This is a genomic window from Rubrivirga aquatilis (assembly GCF_046845665.1).
Taxonomy (GTDB): Bacteria; Bacteroidota; Rhodothermia; order Rhodothermales; family Rubricoccaceae; genus Rubrivirga.
The window spans coordinates 215,342-232,473 of record NZ_CP177355.1; the positions used below are offsets into that span (position 1 = coordinate 215,342).

Below are 17,132 nucleotides of genomic sequence, written 5' to 3' on the forward strand. Positions count from 1 at the left end.
GGGCGGGGTCGGCGCGCTCGCCAGCCCGTTACAGCGCCGCGAACGCGCTGCGGAACGCCTCGGCCGCTTGGGCCACCACCTCCGGCGTGTGGGCGCTCGACGTAAAGCACGCCTCGAACGGCGACGGCGGGAGGTAGACGCCCCGGTCGAGCAGCAGCGCGTGGAGGCGCGCGAACGCCGCCTTGTCGCTCGTTGCCGCGCTCGCGTAGTCCGTCACCGGCCGGTCATTCAGAAAGAAGCCGAACATGGCGCCGACGGCGTCGGTCTGGCACGGCACGCCGGCGGCGTCGGCGGCCGACTGGATGGCGGCGGCGGTGTCGCGCGCGGCGTCGGCGGCGAGCTGCCACGCGCCGGTCGCATCGGCCTCGCGGAAGAGCGCTAGCCCGGCGGCCATCGCCAGCGGGTTGCCCGAGAGCGTCCCGGCCTGATACACCGGGCCCGAGGGCGCCATCAGGTCCATGATGTCGGCGCGCCCGCCGTAGGCGCCGACCGGCAGGCCGCCGCCGATGACCTTGCCCAGAATGGTCACGTCCGGGGTCACGCTGAACAGCGCCTGCGCGCCGCCGGGGTGGACGCGGAAGCCGACCATCACCTCGTCGAACACCAAGAGCGCGCCGTGCTCGCGCGTGATCTCGCGCAAGAACTGCAAGAACCCTTCGCTGGGGCGGACGAGCCCCATGTTGCCCGCGATCGGCTCGACGAGCACGGCCGCGATGTGCTCCCCCTCGGCCTCGAACAGCGCGCGCATCGCCGCCTCATCGTTGAACGGGACGACGAGCGTGTCGGCGGTGACGGCGGCGGGGACGCCGGGCGAGTCGGGAAGCCCCAGCGTGGCGACGCCCGAGCCGGCCTTCGCCAGCAGCAGGTCGGCGTGGCCGTGGTAGTGGCCGTCGAACTTGACCACCTTGTTCCGCCCGGTGAACGCGCGCGCGGCGCGGACGGCGCTCATCGCCCCCTCCGTCCCCGAGTTGACGAACCGCAAGCGCTCCATCGACGGGTAGACCGACTGGATGTGACGCGCCAGGTCGACCTCGAGGGGGCTCGGCGCGCCGAACGTGGTCCCCTGGCCCGCCTGCTCGGCGATGGCCTGCGTGACGGCAGGCGGTGCGTGGCCGAGCAGCAGCGGGCCGAACGACATCACGTAATCGATGTATCGATTGCCGTCGACGTCGGTCATTACCGCGCCCTCCCCACCCGCGATAAAGCGCGGCACGCCGCCGACGGACTTGAAGGCGCGGACGGGCGACGAGACGCCGCCGGGCATCAGGGTCTGGGCGTCGGCGAAGAGCTGTTCGGACTGGGTCGTGGCGGTCATCGGTCGGGAGAGTCGAGAGCGGACAAAAGAGAGTCGGCGGCGGCCTGCGCATGCGCGATCACATCCGGCAGGCCGACGCCGCGGAGCGAGGCACCCGCCAGCGCGAGCCGGGGATGATTCGCGAGCGCGGCGTCGAGCGCCGCCAGCCGCTCGGGGTGGCCCATCGTGTAACGCGGCTGGATCGCGCGCCAACGCTGGACGGCCGTGAAGACGGGGCGGACCTCGCCGAGGTGCTGGCGGAGGTGGGCGATGGCGGCGTCGAGCGCGGCGTCGTCGTCGGGGGTGTCGGCGCGCAAGAAGACGCGCGCGAGGTCGTGGTCAGGCGGCGCCGTGCCCGCGTGCTTGCGCGACAACATCGTCACGGCCTGCACCGGGCCACCCTCGGCGCGCGGCACCAGCCAGCCGGAGGCGTCGGGCACCGCCAGCCCCGCGGACGGAAAGCCCACGACGACGGCCGTCGCGGTCCCCATCGGAATCTTCTGGAACGGAGCCGCGAGCGCCGGGTCGAGGTCCGCGAGCACGGACGCGGCGGCAGGTGCGGGGAGCGCCACGAGCACGGCGTCGGCGAGCCGCTCGGTCCCGTCCGCCAGCCGCACCCCGTCGGGCGTGACGGCGGCGACCGGGGCGCCGGCCTCGACGATCACGCCCCGCTGGCGAACCGCGTGCGCGAGCGCGTCGACCAGCGCGTCCATCCCGTCGACGGGCCGGGCGAAGGGCGAAACGCCCGGGGCGGCCGGGCCGCGCAGCTTGAGGAAGCCGCCTGTGCGCTCCGACGCGTGCAGGTGCGGCAGCGTGGCCCGGAGCGAGATCGGGAGGTCGGCGCCGTACAGGCCGCCGAGGAGGGGCTCGATCAACCCTTCCCACGCGCCGCGCCCAAAGCGGCGGACGGCGAAGGCCTCCAGCGTCTCGTCGGCGCCGTCGCGCCGGGCGCGGACGAACGGCTCAATGGCGGCTCGGAGCTTGGCGCCCAGCCCGAGCGCGGGCGTCGCCAGCAGGGGGCCGAGTCGTCCGGGGACCAAGCCCGTCAGCCCGGCGGGCAGCGGGTGCAGCCTCCCCTTTCGTTGAATCAGCGCGCCACCCGTTGGCGTCGCCGTCTCGACGCCGAGCTGCTGGGCCAACGCCAACGCCGCCGGCTTGCGAATCAAGAACACGTCGGGGCCCACGTCCGCCACGAACCCGTCGCGGCGGATCGTCTTGACGACTCCGCCGAGGCGGTCGGACGCCTCGACGAGCCGGACGCTCGCGCCGCCCTCCGCCAGCCGGAGCGCCGCCGTCAGCCCGGCCACGCCGCCGCCGAGCACGAGCACCTCGCTGTGACGGGGCAGGCGGTCGGTCCGGGGGGAGGGCATGGGAGGCTGTGGAGGTGGGAGGCTGGCGGGGCACTCCCCCCGCGTGTCGGCAGGTCACTCCGCTCCCGGCTCGACACGCTGTCCCCCTCACGCGTGAGGGGGACAGTCCGAGCGCCCTTGAGCGCAGCGATGGGTGCTCGGACGGGGGGAGCGAGGGTTACGCCGCGACGCTGGCGTCGAGCGTGCCCTCGGGCATCGGCATCGCCGGGGCGCCCGCGCTGGCGGCGCGCACGTCGGACTCGACCCAGCCCGCCTCGGCAGCCTGGCCCTCGACCAACTCCGCCAGCAGGCGCACAAAGCGCGGGTCGTCGTTGAGCGACGGCGGGCGGACGAGCGTGACGCCGCTCTCCTGGGCCGCCTTCTGCGCCTCGATGTCGATGTCGAACAGGATCTCGACGTGGTCGCTCACGAACCCGATGGCCAGGCTCACAATCTTGTCGACGCCGCGAGCCGCTAGCGCCGGGACGTGGTCCTCAAGCTGGGGCTGGAGCCACGGCTCCGGGCTCCGGCCCTCGCTCTGGTAGCTCCAGCTCCACTGGTCTGGGCGGAGCCCGGCGCGCTCGGCGATGAGGCGGGCCGTCGTCCACAGCTGGTCCTGGTACGGGTCGCCCATCTTGAGGACGCGGACCGGTAGGCTGTGCGCCGACAGCACCACGTGCACCTCGTCCCGCTCCGACTCGGGGAACGACTCGATGCCCTGGCGGACGCGCGCGGCGAACGCGTCGATCAGGAGGTCGGCGTCGAAGTAGGCGTCGACGTACGAGACGTCGATGTCGCCGCGGTACAGCTCCAGCCCGGCCTTGACCTTGGCCTGGTACTTGGCGATCGACATCGACGAAAAGTGGGGCGCGAGCACGATGGCCACGGCCCGCTCGACGCCGTCGTCGAGCATCTCGGCGACCGTCTCCTCGATCCACGGCGCCCAGTGGCGCATCCCGAGGTAGGCCTTGTAGCGGGCGGGCTCGCCGGGCGGGTTGAGGTGCGCCATCGCACCGGCGATCTGCGCCTGCGTCAGCCCCATGATGGGCGACGCGCCGCCGATCGAGCGGTAGTTGTTGGTGATCTCGTCGAGCACCGCGCTCGTCGTCGGGCGGCCGTGGCGGATGTCGGAGAGGTAGCCGGGGATCTCGTCGAGCGACTCCGGCCCGCCGTAGGCCATGAAGAGAACGCCGATGGGTTTTGTGGAATCGGTGGGCATCGGTCTGGGATCGGTTGGAGAATTCTGGGGGCCCGCGGCCGTCAGGAGGGCTGTGTCGTGTTTCGTGTTGCGTAGCTCCTCGGGAGGTCACGCAACACTCACCGGCTGGTCTGCTCGCGGACGTAGTCGGTGAGGCGGGCCACGGCGTCGGGCGGCGTCGCCGGGACGAGCCCGTGGCCGGTGTTGAAGACGTAGCCGGTCTCGGGGGCCTCCGCGAGCACGCGGTCGGTCTGGGCCCGGAGCTCGCGCCAGGGTGCCTGCAGGAGGTACGGGTCGAGGTTGCCCTGGATGGGCAGCCCGCCGACGCGCTCGCGGGCCTCGACGAGCGACGGCCCGGAGTCGACCCCGATGGCGTCGCCGCCCGCCGCCGCGACGGCGTCGAGGTGGCCGGCGGTGCCCGTCGTAAAGTGGACGACCGGCAGGCCCGTCTTCTGGGCGATCGCGATCAGCTTGGCCGTGTACGGCGCCGCATAGCGGACGTAGTCGTAGCGCGACAACGCGCCGGCCCACGAGTCGAAGACCTGCAGGGCGCTCGCGCCGGACTTGGCCTGCTCGGTCAGGAAGCTGCCCGCGACGGTCACCAGCTTGTCCATCAGCCGGGCCCACGCGGCGGGCTCGGTGTACATGAACACGCGCGTCTTCTCGTACTTCTTCGACCCGCCGCCCTCAATCGCGTAGGCCGCGAGCGTGAACGGCGCACCGGCGAACCCGAGCACGGGGATCCCCAGCGGGTCGAGCTCTTGCTTGACGAGCTTGATCGCTTCGGGCGTGTACATCATCGTCTCGCCGGCTGGCGGCGTCGCCAGCAGGTCCACGTCCTTCGTGGAGTTGATCGGGTTCTCGATGACGGGCCCGATGCCCTTCTCGAAGTGGAGCCCGAGCCCCATCGTCTGGAGCGGCGGCAAGAGGTCCGAGTAGATGACGGCGGCGTCGAGCCCGAACCGCCGGATCGGCTGGAGCGTGATCTCAGCCGCGATCTCGGGCGTCTTGACCATCGTCAGGAAGTCGTGCTTCTCGCGGATGGCGCGGTACTCGGGGAGGTAGCGCCCGGCCTGGCGCATGAACCACACGGGCGTGGCGTCGACGGGCTTGCCCGCGAGGGCGTCGAGGAATCGGGACATTCGAAGTGGGGCGTAGGTCGTGGTGCGTGGGTCGGGCGGGACGCCGAGGTGGGCTCACCCACGCTCCACGTCCGACGCCCTAGTGGCCGGTGCCTTGGTGGTCGAGCGCCCAGGCGTAGGGGCCGGCGCTCTGCCAGACGGCGCGGCCGACGAAAAAGGGGCCGAGGTTGTCGATGAACTCGGCGGTCTGCCGCGTCGACCGCATCCGCTGGACGACGGCGGACAGCGGGTGCAGCGCTTTGCCGACGAGCCCGGCGACGAAGTCGTTGTCGTTCGGGTCGAGGCCGTGGCATGCCAAGCGGACATCGCGCGCCAGCCCGGCGCGGCCGAACGACTTGCCGATGCCGCCGTGCTCCATCAGCATCTTGCGCTGCTCCTCGCGCGGCTCGCGCTCGAACCGGCCGCTCCGCCGCAGCGGGTACCACACGGCCCACGGCCAGTCCGGGTCGGTCATCGTCTGGACCGGCTTGGCGACGAGCGCGCCGATCAGGTCCTGCTCGTAGCCAATCGAGTACGTCCGGCCCAGCATCGTCAGCGCGGGGAGGGGGGTCAGCCCGGCGAAGGCCGGCGACGTGTGGAGCGCGCGGCCGTCCTCGACAAAGAAGGCAGGGTCTTCGCTGAACGTGACGACGGCGACGCCGCGCGGGTCCTGCGCGCTCTGGTAAATCACGCCCGCGACGCCCGCCTCGTCGGCGGCGTGCGCGAGGGGGGCGGTGTCGGCGCAGTCGGTGTACGCCAGCAGCTGGACGAACAGGCGGCGGTCGAGCGTCTGCGGTGCGCCGTCGGCGGTCTTGCCGCGCTCGGCCAGGCTGAGGCCGGGGCTGGCGTCGTCGCTGGCGGGCGCCGTGCGGTCGGCGGGCGCCGTGCGGTCGGCGGGCTGGATGTCTAGGGCCATTTTCAGTGTCGGTTGAAAGCCGTCTACGCGGGGCGGGCGCGCGGGATCACAGGGCGGGGGGGCGGACGGCGGGCTTCACCGAGAGTGCGCCGGAGCTGCTGGCGGCCGCCGCGTGCGCTCTACCCGTTCCTCAGGCCTCGTCCCTCATTCCCCCTCCGCCAGCCAGCGCGCGGCTTGCGAGGCGTAGTACGTGATGACGATGTCGGCGCCCGCGCGACGGATGCCGGTGAGCGCCTCCAAAACCGCGCGGCGCTCGTCGAGCCAGCCGCGCTCGGCGGCGGCCTTGAGCATGGCGTACTCGCCCGAGACGTGGTACGCGCCGAGGGGCCGGTCCGGGAAAGCGTCGCGGAGGTCGCGCACGATGTCGAGGTAGGCGACGGCGGGCTTGACCATCAGCATGTCGGCGCCCTGGGCGATGTCGAGCGCCGCCTCGCGCAGGGCCTCCCGGCGGTTGGCCGGGTCCATCTGATGCGTCCGGCGGTCGCCGAAGACGGGCGCGCTGTCGGCGGCGTCGCGGAAGGGGCCGTAGAAGGCGGAGGCGTACTTGACGGCGTAGCTGAAGATGCCGACGTGCCCGAAGCCCGCCGCGTCGAGCCCAGCGCGGATCTGGCCCACCACCCCGTCGATCATCGACGACGGCGCGACCAGGTCCGCCCCGGCGCGGGCGTGGCTTACGGCGGCGGCGACGTGGGCAGGCAGCGACGCCTCCAGCTCGATCTCACCGTCCGTTCCCAAGAAGCCGCAATGCCCGTGGTCGGTGTACTCGCACAGGCACACGTCGGTGATCACCGCGAGTCCGGGCACCTCGGCCTTGAGCGCGCGCACGGCCCGCTGGACCGCCTCGCCGTCGTCGCTGGCGGCGGACCCCTCGGCGTCCTTGTGCGCCGGGATCCCGAACAGCAGGACGCCGCCGACGCCGAGCGCGGACGCTGCGGCCGCCTCCTTCACGGCCTCATCGACCGACAGCTGGAAGACGCCGGGCATCGACACGATCTCGTCGCGCAAGCCTTCACCGTCCTTGACGAAGAGGGGCAAGACGAAGCTGGCGGGGTCGAGCCGCGTCTCGCGGACGAGCCGGCGGAGCGGGGTCGAGCCGCGCAGCCGCATCGGACGGTCGGGGCCGAGAGCGGGCGGGGGCAGGAGGTCGATCATCAGCGGAGAGGTCGCTACAGCGTCCCCTCTCCTCCGGGGAGAGGGACAACCGGTAGGTCGGCGGAGCCAGGGTGAGGGGGCACGTCGGCGGCGAACAGCCGGTCGAGCGAGTCCAACAGGCCGGGGACCGTGTGCGGGTCGGCGACGGCGGTCGGCGCGAGCCCGAACGGCGCCAGCGCGGCGGCGGTGACGGGGCCGATGGCGACGAGCGCGACGCCCGCCAGCGCCCCGGGATCGGCGGCCTCCAAAAACCCGCGAGCGGTCGACGGGGAGGTAAACGCGACCGCATCCGGCGCGCGCGCCAGCGCGTCGGCGACCGCGTCCGGGTCGGCGCCGACGACGGTGCGGTACGCGGTTACGTCGTCGACCTCGGCGCCGCGGTCGGCCAGGCCCGTCGCGATCGCCTCGCGGCCGATGTGCGAGCGGAGCAGCACGACGCGGTCGCCGGGCGCAAGGGGGAGGTCGCGGACGAGCGCGTCGCCGACGAACTGGTCGGGGACGAAGTCGACGGGCGCGCCGCGCTGGCGGAGCGCGTCGGCCGTGCCGGAGCCGACGGCGGCAATGCGAACGCCATCGAGCAGCCCGCCCGCCGCCTCGATGGCGGCCCAGCCGAACGCCACGCCGGTCGCGCTCGTGAACACGACCCAGGCGGCGCCTCCGAGCGACTGGGCCGCACGCGCCAGCGGCGCCGGGTCGGCGGGCTCGAAGCGGATGGCGGGGACGAGAATCGGCGTCGCTCCTCGAGCGCGGAGCCCGTCCAAAAACCCGTCGGCCTGCTCCTCGGCCCGGGTGACGACGATGGTGCGGCCGCGCGTCATGGGAGCAGCGCGGCGGCGCCGTCGGCCAGGGCGAGGGCGGCGGCCTGGGCGCCGAGCGCGGTGCCGGACGCGAGCGCGTCGGCCGGGTCGAAGGGGCCGTCGGCGCGCGTCTCGACGGTCCGCGCGCCATCCGTCGACACGACGCGCGTCCACAAGTGGAGCCGATCGCCGTCGACGGTCCCGAGCGCGGCGATGGGCGCGGAGCAGCCGCCGCCCAGGCCGGACAGGAACGCACGCTCGGCAGTCACCGTCGCCCGAGTCCGGGGGTGATCGAGCGCGGCCACCAGGCGCGCGGCGTCGCCACCGTCGCGGACCTGGACGCCGAGCGCGGCCTGGCCGGGCGCGGGCAGCATCGTGTCGAGATCGAGCGTCGAGTGCGCGGCGTCGGCCAGCCCGAGTCGGTCGAGGCCGGCTTGCGCGAGCACGCCCGCGTCGTAGGCGTCGCCCGAGATCTTGCGGATCCGCGTCTCGACGTTGCCCCGAATGGACTGGATCACCAGGTCCGGCCGGAGGCGCAACAGCTGGGCGCCGCGCCGCAGGCTGCTGGTGCCGACCGTCGCGCCGCGCGGCAGGTCGTGGAGGCTGTGGCCATCCGGACAAATCCAGGCGTCGCGGGCGTCCGCGCGGGCCGTGGTGGCGCCGAGCGCGAGCCCGTCGGGGTCGGCCGTGGGCAGGTCTTTGAGCGAGTGGACGGCGAGGTCGATGGCGCCGTCGAGCAGGTCTTGTTCGAGTTCGAGCGTGAACAGCCCCTTGCCGCCGATCTCGGGGAGCGGCTGGTCGAGTGTCCGGTCGCCCTTGGTGACGAACGGGACGAGCGCCACGTCGAGCCCGGGCCACGCGGCGCGGAGCGCGTCGGCGACGTGCTCGGCCTGCCACAGGGCGAGGCGGGAGGTGCGCGTCCCGAGACGCAGGCGATCAGTCATCGCGGTCGAGCGCGAGCAGGCGGCGGACGGTCTCGTCGTCGCCCTCGCCGGAGCGGATCGCGGCGGTGACGTCGTGGAGCAGGCGCGTGGTCAACGTGCGCGACAGCGTCTCGGGGTCGGAGCACAGCCCGTCGCCCGGCGCTGCGCCGTCACCGCCGCAGGTGCGGTCGTCGCACTTGCCGCAGACGTACGCGAGCGTCTCCATTCGGGTGGCCTCGGCGCGACGCCGGAAGTCGCCGACGAGCTGCTCGCGCGCGAGTCCGTCGAGCGCGTCGCGGAGCGCGACGAGGGCCTGCTCCACCCTGGCCTCGACACGCGGCACAGCGGCGAGGCGCCGGCTGAGGCTGGCGTCGACGACGGCGCCGAGCGCGTCGACGTCCGCCAGCGCCACGCCGGCGACGTCGCCGACGGCCGCCTCGACGTTGCGGGGCACGCCGAGGTCGACGACGGCGCGGGGGGCACCGTCGGTCCAGGCGAGGGCGGCCTCGCCAGCGCTCAGCACGGCGCGGTCGGTGCCCGTGAAGAGGGCATCGGTCGTGGGCAGAAGGTCGGCCAACGCGTCCGGGCGGACCACGTCGAAGCCGGCGTGTGCGGGGGCGTGCGCCGAGACGAGCGTGAGCGACGCGGCACGAACGCCCTCCAGCCGGCCGATCAGCAGCCGCCCGATCTCGCCGGCCCCGACGACCACGAGGCGACGCCCCGCCAGCCCGCCGAGCGCCTCCTCGGCCCACAGCACGGCGGCCGACGCGGTCGACGCGGTACCCCGGCCGAGCGTCGTCGCGCGCCGCGCCCACTGGCCCGTGCGGACGGCCGCGTCGAACGCCTCGCGGAGGGCGGGCCGGAGCGCGCCGGCCGCCTCCGACGCGGCGCGTGCCTTGCGGACCTGCCCCAGGATCTGGGCTTCTCCGAGAATCGCCGACTCCAGCCCGGCCGCCACGCGCAAAAGGTGCCGGAGCGCGGCGTCGCCGGTTGCGTGGCGGAAGCTGGGGAGCGGGGCATCCGGACGGGCGAGCGCGAGTTGCTCGCGGCCCCACGCCAGCAGGTCGGTGGCCGGGCGCGGGCCCGACACGAGCAGTTCGACGCGGAAGCACGTCGAGACGAGCACGGCGCCCAAGCCGGCCGACCGGGCCGCGGCGTAGAGCCGCTCGGCGTCGGGCGCGCCCAGCGCCCACGCCTCGCGCACGTCGACGGCGCAGGCCGCGCCGTCGAGCCAGAGCCCGACGATGGTGGGGCGCGTCGTCATGCTTCGTCGGCCTCGTAGGCCCGGGCGATCGTGAGCTGCACGTCGTTCATGAACTCGTTGACCCGGCGGAGCAGCGCGATCTGGTCGGCGGCGGGCTGCTCTTCGAAGCGCGGGTAGTACGCCGTCGACTCCGTCAGCACGTCTCGGAAAAAGAGCGTCGCTTGGAGCGCTTCGGAGAGCGGGAGCCCGCGGTCCTTCATGTCGAGCGCGTAGCCCCACGCCAGCCGGCGGACTTCGGCGTCTCGCGCCTCGGGGTCGCCCTGCCCGGCCACGTGTCGGAGCAGCAGGCCGACGAGCTGGCGGCCGGTCTCGCGCCGGTGCGCGCGCTCGTCGGGCGTGAACGACTGGTGCCACGTCGCGTCGGCCTGGCCGCGGACCTCGTAGCGGGCGTGGACGACGGCGTGCTCGGCCCACGCCTCGCCCGCCGGGTCGCCGACCGACGGCGTCGCAGACATCTCGCTCGCGCCGCGGGCCCGCTCGTGGCGCATCCGCTCGACGGCCTCGGCCGGGATGCGGCGGTGGCCGCCGGGCGTCCGCACGACCGGCAGGTCGCCCGCGTCGGTCCAGCGCCGGACCGTCCCGACGTGGACGCCGAGGCGGTCGGCGGCGGCGCTGACGGACAAGAGGGGCGGGGGGCTCATGTATAGCTTTGCACAGGTTCAAACCTAACTCGCCCGGCCCGGCAGTCGCGTGTGAAGACGCCGCCGAACGGGGGTGAGGGGATGCCAAACCGGAGCCGAACGCGGGGTAAAGCAGGGCCTCCGCCCACTCCGCCTCAGGCCCGAGCCCCGAGCGGTTGGGGCAAGGTTGGCATAAGCCAGGCTGGCTCGGTGCCGGTCGCCCTCCCCCGGCCACTCCCAGCCGGGAGGGGAGGTTCGGCAGAGAGGCTGGAGCCTTCCCACTCGCGCAAGCCTGCCGACCCGCGCGAGCCGGGCAGAAGCGTGGCACCGTGTTTGGATAGCTCCCCTGTCCAGGCGTCGGCGCGCCGGCGGACCGAATACCGGGGCCCGACGGAATCGACCGGCGACGCGCACTGCTCTTGAAGTGTCTCACTCCACGACCCGACCTTTCCCGTCTCGGCATCCCGCACGCCGCTCGCGCGTAGGGGGCCGGCGCGTCGGGCGGTCTGGCGCGCGCCCCTCCCACGCCCCGCACCCTCCCATGAGCCTCGCCTCCCGCGCGGTCTACCCCTCGCAGCCGGCCCCGCTCCGCACCCAGCTCGACGGCCTGCTCGCCGACGCGCCCGCTAGCGACATCCCCGCCGACGCCATCGTCGGGCTGATCGTCCCGGACTCGAACCGGACCTCCGGCGGGCCGGCCGCCGCCGCCGCGTATTCGCTGCTGGCGGGCGCGACCATCTCCACTGCCCTCGTCGTCTCGCCGAGTCACCACGGCGCCTTCGGGCGCCTGTCGATCTGCCAGACCGACGCGTACCAGACGCCGCTCGGCGACGTCCGCGTCAACGACCACCTCCGCAACGAGCTCTGCGACGAGGACGACGACATCTTCCTCGACGACACCGGCCACTACCACACGGAGGGCGCCGACGTGCAGCTCCCGTTCTTGCAGCGCGTGCTGGGCGACGCCTTCGACACCGTCCCCATCGTGATGGGCGACGAGAGCCCGTCGTACTGCTTCGAACTCGGCCGTGCCGTCGGCGAGATCATGTACGGCCAGCGCGCCATCGTGGTCGGCTCGTGCGACGTGATCACCGGCGACGCCGACGCGCTGGACGCGCTGCGCGCCGCCGTCGAGGCGATGGACGCCCACGCGGTGCTCCGCCTGATGGCCGACGAGGCCGTGCAGGTGGAGGGCATCGGCGCCGTCGCGACCGCGCTGATCGCCGCCAAGGAGCGCGGTGCGACGGCCGCTCGCGTGCTGATGCTCGACGCCCCCGGCGACGGCACCCCCGGCACCCTCGCCGCCGTTTTCTGGAAGGGCTAGTGCCCACTCTCCCCGCCCGCATGGACACCTTCTCCTCGGCCTTCGACACCTCACGCCCGGCCGTCGCCATCGTCGGCGCCGGCGCCATGGGGCGCGCGCTGGGGCTCCGGCTGGTCGAGAGCGGGTACCCCGTCGAGATGGTGATCAGCCGGTCGCTCAGCTCCGCCGAGGCGCTGGCGACCAAGCTCGGCGCGCGCGCGTCGGACCGACTCGGCGACCTGCCCGCCGTCCCGCTCGTGCTGCTGACCGTCCCGGACGACCAGATCGAGGACCTGGCCGAGACCCTCGTCGACGCGCCGCGCCCGTGGCGGGGCGCCGTCGTGCTCCACACCTCGGGCGCCCAGACGGCCTCGGCGCTGGAGCCGCTCCGCGCCGAGGGCGCCCGGACCCTGTCGTTCCACCCGCTCCAGGCCGTCACGCGCGACGCCGACGCCGACACCCTCGCCGGCGTGGCCGTTGGCATCGAGGGCGAGGAGCCCGGCCGCGCCGCTGGCATCGAGTTAGCGGTCGGGCTCGGGATGCGCTACCTCATCGTGGCCGCCGACGCCAAGCCGCGCTACCACCTCGCCGCCGCGATGGCCTCGAACCTGCTCGTCACGCTGATGGGCATGGTGCAGGAGGTGCTGGCGTCGATCGACGTCGACCGCCGCCAGGCGATGGCCATCCTCGGCCCGCTCGTCCAGGGCACGCTCGACAACCTGTCCTCGGGCTCGGTCGAGGAGGCGCTCACCGGCCCCGTCGCCCGGGGCGACCTCGGGACGCTGCGGATGCACGGGCTCGCGCTCCGCAAGCACCTCCCCCACCTCGTCCCTGCCTACGCCGCGCTGTCCGTCGAGACGGTCCGCCTCGCGGTCCGCGCCGGGACGCTGTCGCCGTCGAAGGCGGAGGACGTGCTGACGCTGATGGAGCGGATGGTGACGATGCCGCTCCCGCAGGCCACGCCCGACGCGCCGCGCCCTCCGGCCCCGTCGCGGGCGACGGCATAGGGTCCTAGAGAAAGGGACGGGGAGGAGAGGAGGCCAGTGTTCGGGCTCCCCTGTTCCTCTTCTCGCATCTCAGATGCCTGTTCTCCTCCGGCTTGGACGCCCGCGCCTCACTTTGCGAAGGCGACGCGAAGGAGCCGTGCAGTCCGTGCGTCGGAACAGCCAAGCGTCGGCGGGATTGACCGATCTGCGCCTCGTCTCCTTCAACTGTCGCGTTTCTTCGCCGATTCAGATGCCAGCGGGCCTCGGCCCGCGTGCTTATGACCCTGACTGATTCTCCCGTCTGTACCGAGGCCCTCTCACCCGAGGCCGTCGCTGCGCTCGCCGAGCGGAGCGTCGTCCGCGAGTCCGCCGCTGCGTTCCAGTCGCTGCTGGCGGCGGCGGCGTGCGCGGTTCGCGAGACGCGTGTCCCGGTCGTCCAAGCCCGCGACGCGGCGCTGAGCGCAGGCCAGCGCGACCGCCTCGCGGCGGTCGCCACCGACCTCGACGGCGTTGTCGTGGCGCTCGACGCGGGCGTTTCGGCCCAGGCACGGTGCCTCGACCGCCGCCGCCCGGCCGACCTCGCGCGCGCCGTGCTCCGCCCCGCCCCAGGCTGGCTCCCCCGCTTGCGCGAGCGCGCCGCCGAGGCCGCCGGCCGGCCGGGCCCGTCGCCGACCTGGCTCGCTGCCGCGAGCGCCGCTGTCGAGGCCCTCGGCCAGTCGGCCGATCACCTCGCGACGCTGGCCGCCGCCCAGCCCGCTCCGTCCTCGGCCCGTGCCCTGGGCGACCGCGTCGCCGCCCACCTCCGCGACGCGCGCGATGCGGTTCTGGCAGACGTGGCCCGGCTTGTGGATTAGGGCCTGTCACGTTCATCCGGGTCTGGGCTACGCGAGGCCGCTGACCGACTTACGCCACAGACCCTAGAGCAGCGACTCGCGAGGTCTGAGACTCTCGGCAGGATGTGCCCGCGGTCGCCGAGGCGAGGGGGAAGTGGCCCGGAGCAAGAAAGGCAAGGTCTCTTGCCCCGGGCCCAGAGCCACCCGCCAAGCGCTCGGGAAAGCCGGAGGCCGCCCGACGGATCGCCGCGCCTTCACACGGCCGACGCCCGGGACAATCGGCGCGTCGATAGGTTGGGCCGCTCGCCTCTCCTCCCCCGACCGCCTCATGTCCGACGTGTCCGCCCCTTCCATCCTCATCGTCGGCGCCGGCGGCATCGGCGAGGCCGTGGCCTTTATGCTCCTGGACTGGGCCGACGTGCCGATCGGCCGTGTGGTCTTGGCGGACGCCGACGCCGGACGGCTGGCGCAGGCCCAAGCCTTCGTCGGCCACGGCGCTCGGCTGGACACGATCCACGCGCCCGTCGCCGCCAAGCCGGCGCCGGCGCTCGCAGAGGCGTTCGCGGCCGCCAGCGTCGTCCTCGACTGCCTGCCTGGCGGGCTCGCACCGACCGTCGCCCGCCTCGCGCTCGACCACGGGTGCCACTACGCCAACCTGACCGAGTACGTCGCCGAGACGAACGCGATCAAGGCGATGGCGGAGGGCGCCGAGACCGGCTTCCTGCTCCAGACGGGCCTGGCGCCGGGCGTCATCAACGTACTCGGCCACCGGCTGATGCACCAGTTCGAAGCCGACCACGGCGGCGCCGTCGACACGGTCGAGATGAAGGTCGGCGCGCTGACGCGCCACGCGTGCGGGCCGCACCACTACGGGTTCACCTGGAGCCCCATCGGCGTCGCGACGGAGTACGTCAAGCCCGCCATCGTGCTGCGCGACGGGGAGGTCCGCGAGGTGCCGTCGCTCTCCGAGCGCGGCCGGCTCGTGCTCGACGGCGTCGTCTACGAGGACGACCTCACCTCGGGCGGCGCGGCCGACATGCCGGAGCACTTCGCCGGCACGTTGAAGCGGCTCGACTACAAGACGCTCCGCTACCCCGGCCACTACGCCTGGGTCGAGGGCGTGCTCGACGAAACCGGCCGCGACCCCGACGCGCTCCAGGCGCGCATGGAGGCCGAGATCCCGCTCGTGGAGGACGACATCGTGGTGCTCTACGCCAGCGTGGAGGGCACCGACGGCGACGGCCACCGCCGCCGCCTCGACCGCAGCGTCGTCGTCGACCCGATCGCCACGCCGAACGGGCCGATGCGCGCCATCCAGGCCACGACGGCCGCCGGGCTGGCGGAGTCGGCGAAGGCGCTGCTCTCGGGCCGTCACGCGGGCGTCGTGCTCCAGATGGACCTCGACCCGGAGGCGTTCCTGAATGGCGCCTTCGTCGGCCGCGTGTACCGCTAGCCTCTCGCACGCCGCAGTCCCGCCCAGGCACCGTCATCCTGAGCGAAGGCCGCAGACCAAGGATCTCTGGCGAGCAGTCCGCTCCGGCCGATGCCCTGGGCTTCATGGCGAGCCCCCGTCGCACCAGAGATCCTTCGACTCCGCTCAGGGCGATAGGAGTGAAGGGGTTGGCCACGCCCCCACGCCCCCACGCCCCTGCCCGTCCCTGCGAGCGGCGCGCGCCCCCCTCCCGAAGCCTCGGCGCAGAATGGCCGCCTCGGACAGCGGTGACGGTGGCGGCGCGTAGACTGCCCGCCCCGCACCGACCCGACCGATGGCCCTCACCGAGCAAGAGCAGATCCGCCGCGCCCACCTCGACGCCCTGCGCGAGGCGGGCGTCGAACCGTTCCCCGCCCAAGCGTGGGCGACCACGCACCGCGCCGCCGACGTGGTCTCGGGCTACGACGACGCCCAGCACGACCCCGAGGCCGAGGGCACGACGCCGACGCGCGTGACCATCGCCGGGCGGATGATGACCAAGCGGGTCATGGGCAAGGCCGCCTTCTTCCACCTCGCCGACGAGTCGGGGACGGTTCAGATCTACGCCAAGCGCGACAGCCTGCCCGAGGGGTTCTACAACGGCGTGTTCAAGAAGCTGCTCGACACCGGCGACTGGGTCGGCATCGAGGGGACCGTCTTCCGGACGCGCATGGGCGAGGTGACCGTCGAGGCCGACCGCTTGGTGCTGCTGGCCAAGAGCCTCAAGCCCTTGCCCGTCGAGAAGACGGTGACCGACGAGGCGACGGGCGAGACTACGACCTTCAACGAAGTCTCCGACCCCGAATTCCGCTACCGCCAGCGCTACGCCGATCTCGCCCTCCACCCGGAGGTCCGCGACGTGTTCAGGGCGCGGCACCGGATCGTCCGCACTATCCAGGGCTTCCTCGATGACCAGGGCTACGTCGAAGTCGAGACGCCCGCGCTCCAGCCGCTCTACGGCGGCGCCGCCGCGCGCCCGTTCACGACGCACCACAACGCGCTCGACATGCCGCTCTTCCTGCGGATCGCGGACGAGCTCTACCTCAAGCGCCTGCTCGTCGGCGGGTTCGAGGGCGTCTACGAGATCGCCAAGGACTTCCGCAACGAGGGCTTGTCGCGCTTCCACAACCCCGAGTTCACCATGCTCGAGTTGTACGTCGCCTTCCGCGACTACGACTGGATGATGGGGCTCGTAGAGCGGATGCTGGAGGCGATCGCCGTCGCCGTCCACGGCTCGACGGACGTGCCGCGCACGATCGGCGACGAGACGCACACCCTCACCCTCTCGGCCCCCTTCCGCCGCGTGCCCATCTTCGACGCCATCGAAGAAGCGACGGGCCACCAGCTCTACGACGCCGCGGCCGGGCAGGTCGCCGACCGCGACGCCATCGCGGCCGTCGCTCGCCAGGTCGGCGTCGACGTCGACGCCAGCATGGGCGCGGGCAAGCTGATCGACGAGATCTTCGGCGAGGCCGTCGAGCCGGGCTTGGTCCAACCGACGTTCATCACCGACTACCCCGTCGAGCTGTCGCCTCTGGCGAAGCGCCACCGCTCGAAGCCCGGGCTCGTGGAGCGGTTCGAGCTGATCGTGGGCGGCAAGGAGCTGTGCAACGCGTTCTCCGAACTCAACGACCCGCTCGACCAGCGCGCCCGCTTCGAGGGCCAGGCCGGGCTGGCGGCGGCCGGCGACGACGAGGCCGTCAACACGGTCGACGAGGACTACTTGCGCGCGCTGGAGTACGGCATGCCGCCCGCGGCGGGCCTGGGCGTCGGGCTCGACCGGCTCGTGATGCTGATGACCGACCAGCCCTCCATCCGCGACGTGCTACTGTTCCCCCTCCTGCGCCCGGAGACCACCAACGCGGCCGGCGGAGACGCCGAGACAGGCGAGACCGAGGCGTAGGG

General features: G+C 73.4%; 15 protein-coding genes. 5 read left to right on the forward strand and 10 right to left on the reverse strand.

What is annotated here, in order from left to right; translation table 11 throughout:
* Window positions 1–28: 28 nt before the first annotated feature.
* The 10 genes from hemL to ACLII4_RS01000 all read right to left on the reverse strand — a co-directional run bounded on the left by hemL (window position 29) and on the right by ACLII4_RS01000 (window position 10,655).
* Window positions 29–1,315, reverse strand: coding sequence for a glutamate-1-semialdehyde 2,1-aminomutase (gene hemL, locus ACLII4_RS00955; protein WP_412069012.1), 1,287 nt, complete (start codon window positions 1,313–1,315; stop codon window positions 29–31).
* Window positions 1,312–2,664 carry a protoporphyrinogen/coproporphyrinogen oxidase gene (locus ACLII4_RS00960; RefSeq protein WP_412069013.1) on the reverse strand — a complete coding sequence of 451 codons (1,353 nt, stop codon included), beginning with the start codon at window positions 2,662–2,664 and terminating at the stop codon, window positions 1,312–1,314. The genes hemL and ACLII4_RS00960 overlap by 4 nt, the downstream gene beginning before the upstream one ends.
* Before the next feature lie 157 nt (window positions 2,665–2,821).
* Window positions 2,822–3,862 carry a ferrochelatase gene (gene hemH / locus ACLII4_RS00965; RefSeq protein WP_412069014.1) on the reverse strand — a complete coding sequence of 347 codons (1,041 nt, stop codon included), beginning with the start codon at window positions 3,860–3,862 and terminating at the stop codon, window positions 2,822–2,824.
* Between the two features lie 98 nt (window positions 3,863–3,960).
* On the reverse strand, window positions 3,961–4,983 hold the full coding sequence (gene hemE, locus ACLII4_RS00970; protein WP_412069015.1) for a uroporphyrinogen decarboxylase: 1,023 nt from the start codon (window positions 4,981–4,983) through the stop codon (window positions 3,961–3,963).
* 79 nt (window positions 4,984–5,062) lie between these two features.
* Window positions 5,063–5,878: a chlorite dismutase family protein gene (locus ACLII4_RS00975; protein WP_412069016.1), complete on the reverse strand. Its 816-nt coding sequence runs from the start codon at window positions 5,876–5,878 to the stop codon at window positions 5,063–5,065.
* A 144-nt stretch (window positions 5,879–6,022) separates the two neighbouring features.
* Entirely contained in the window at window positions 6,023–7,030 is a 1,008-nt protein-coding gene (hemB, locus tag ACLII4_RS00980) for a porphobilinogen synthase (protein WP_412069017.1), read from the reverse strand.
* 14 nt (window positions 7,031–7,044) lie between these two features.
* Window positions 7,045–7,848 (reverse strand): uroporphyrinogen-III synthase, encoded by an 804-nt coding sequence (locus ACLII4_RS00985; protein WP_412069018.1) that lies wholly within the window; start codon window positions 7,846–7,848, stop codon window positions 7,045–7,047.
* Entirely contained in the window at window positions 7,845–8,771 is a 927-nt protein-coding gene (hemC, locus tag ACLII4_RS00990) for a hydroxymethylbilane synthase (RefSeq protein ID WP_412069019.1), read from the reverse strand. The genes ACLII4_RS00985 and hemC overlap by 4 nt, the downstream gene beginning before the upstream one ends.
* Complete coding sequence (locus ACLII4_RS00995; RefSeq protein WP_412069020.1) at window positions 8,764–10,014, reverse strand: hypothetical protein; 1,251 nt, start codon at window positions 10,012–10,014, stop codon at window positions 8,764–8,766. Before ACLII4_RS00995 ends, hemC begins: the two co-directional genes overlap by 8 nt.
* The gene (locus ACLII4_RS01000) at window positions 10,011–10,655 is read right to left on the reverse strand and encodes an excisionase family DNA-binding protein (RefSeq protein ID WP_412069021.1); all 645 of its coding nucleotides are present in this window, start codon (window positions 10,653–10,655) and stop codon (window positions 10,011–10,013) included. The genes ACLII4_RS00995 and ACLII4_RS01000 overlap by 4 nt, the downstream gene beginning before the upstream one ends.
* Window positions 10,656–11,175: 520 nt before the next feature.
* Between ACLII4_RS01000 and amrB the strand changes: the two genes are divergently transcribed.
* The 5 genes from amrB to lysS all read left to right on the forward strand — a co-directional run bounded on the left by amrB (window position 11,176) and on the right by lysS (window position 17,130).
* Window positions 11,176–11,958, forward strand: a complete 783-nt coding sequence (amrB, locus tag ACLII4_RS01005) for an AmmeMemoRadiSam system protein B (protein ID WP_412069022.1) — start codon at window positions 11,176–11,178, stop codon at window positions 11,956–11,958.
* 20 nt (window positions 11,959–11,978) lie between these two features.
* Window positions 11,979–12,944, forward strand: a complete 966-nt coding sequence (locus ACLII4_RS01010) for a Rossmann-like and DUF2520 domain-containing protein (RefSeq protein ID WP_412069023.1) — start codon at window positions 11,979–11,981, stop codon at window positions 12,942–12,944.
* A 257-nt stretch (window positions 12,945–13,201) separates the two neighbouring features.
* Window positions 13,202–13,777 carry a hypothetical protein gene (locus tag ACLII4_RS01015; protein ID WP_412069024.1) on the forward strand — a complete coding sequence of 192 codons (576 nt, stop codon included), beginning with the start codon at window positions 13,202–13,204 and terminating at the stop codon, window positions 13,775–13,777.
* A gap of 307 nt (window positions 13,778–14,084) precedes the next feature.
* Window positions 14,085–15,209 carry a saccharopine dehydrogenase family protein gene (locus tag ACLII4_RS01020; protein ID WP_412069025.1) on the forward strand — a complete coding sequence of 375 codons (1,125 nt, stop codon included), beginning with the start codon at window positions 14,085–14,087 and terminating at the stop codon, window positions 15,207–15,209.
* Between the two features lie 313 nt (window positions 15,210–15,522).
* Entirely contained in the window at window positions 15,523–17,130 is a 1,608-nt protein-coding gene (lysS, locus tag ACLII4_RS01025; protein WP_412069026.1) for a lysine--tRNA ligase, read from the forward strand.
* Window positions 17,131–17,132: the final 2 nt, after the last annotated feature.

Coding starts and splice junctions, on each gene's coding strand:
- hemL (WP_412069012.1), bottom strand. CDS start 1,315: ATGACCGCCACGACCCAGTCCGAACAGCTCTTCGCCGACGCCCAGACC.
- lysS (WP_412069026.1), top strand. CDS start 15,523: ATGGCCCTCACCGAGCAAGAGCAGATCCGCCGCGCCCACCTCGACGCC.
- ACLII4_RS01020 (WP_412069025.1), top strand. CDS start 14,085: ATGTCCGACGTGTCCGCCCCTTCCATCCTCATCGTCGGCGCCGGCGGC.
- hemB (WP_412069017.1), bottom strand. CDS start 7,030: ATGATCGACCTCCTGCCCCCGCCCGCTCTCGGCCCCGACCGTCCGATG.
- ACLII4_RS01010 (WP_412069023.1), top strand. CDS start 11,979: ATGGACACCTTCTCCTCGGCCTTCGACACCTCACGCCCGGCCGTCGCC.
- hemE (WP_412069015.1), bottom strand. CDS start 4,983: ATGTCCCGATTCCTCGACGCCCTCGCGGGCAAGCCCGTCGACGCCACG.
- ACLII4_RS00995 (WP_412069020.1), bottom strand. CDS start 10,014: ATGACGACGCGCCCCACCATCGTCGGGCTCTGGCTCGACGGCGCGGCC.
- ACLII4_RS00985 (WP_412069018.1), bottom strand. CDS start 7,848: ATGACGCGCGGCCGCACCATCGTCGTCACCCGGGCCGAGGAGCAGGCC.
- ACLII4_RS00960 (WP_412069013.1), bottom strand. CDS start 2,664: ATGCCCTCCCCCCGGACCGACCGCCTGCCCCGTCACAGCGAGGTGCTC.
- ACLII4_RS01000 (WP_412069021.1), bottom strand. CDS start 10,655: ATGAGCCCCCCGCCCCTCTTGTCCGTCAGCGCCGCCGCCGACCGCCTC.
- ACLII4_RS01015 (WP_412069024.1), top strand. CDS start 13,202: ATGACCCTGACTGATTCTCCCGTCTGTACCGAGGCCCTCTCACCCGAG.
- hemH (WP_412069014.1), bottom strand. CDS start 3,862: ATGCCCACCGATTCCACAAAACCCATCGGCGTTCTCTTCATGGCCTAC.
- amrB (WP_412069022.1), top strand. CDS start 11,176: ATGAGCCTCGCCTCCCGCGCGGTCTACCCCTCGCAGCCGGCCCCGCTC.
- hemC (WP_412069019.1), bottom strand. CDS start 8,771: ATGACTGATCGCCTGCGTCTCGGGACGCGCACCTCCCGCCTCGCCCTG.
- ACLII4_RS00975 (WP_412069016.1), bottom strand. CDS start 5,878: ATGGCCCTAGACATCCAGCCCGCCGACCGCACGGCGCCCGCCGACCGC.